We start from the raw sequence: 233 nt of genomic DNA, 5'->3' as shown, positions 1-233 counted from the left end.
CCATACATCCCTATTATTCTACTTTCAATATCTGAGATATCCCTTTTATACTTTGGTATTATTTTCGGTTCATATTCCCCCTTTCTATCTCTGGGTATTTTCAATTCTATCTCCCCCATGCTTGTTCTTACCTTTTTTGAGCTGTATCCATTTCTAGAGTTATCCGTTTCTTTATTTTCCTTATCGTATTTCTCATATCCTAATTCATCTTCTAATTCCGTTTCTAACATTTC

The 233-nt window shown here is 33.0% G+C and carries 1 protein-coding gene; it reads right to left on the bottom strand.

Going from position 1 to position 233, the window contains the following annotated elements; genetic code table 11:
* On the bottom strand, nt 1–233 hold a 233-nt coding region (locus EO083_RS09830; RefSeq protein WP_206512291.1), incomplete at both ends, for a transposase.

The sequence above is a fragment of the Thermosipho globiformans genome, assembly GCF_003990895.1.
Classification (GTDB): domain Bacteria; phylum Thermotogota; class Thermotogae; order Thermotogales; family Fervidobacteriaceae; genus Thermosipho; species Thermosipho japonicus.
The sequence above is the reverse complement of the archived record's forward strand: the minus strand, read 5'-3'. Positions and strand labels throughout refer to the sequence as shown.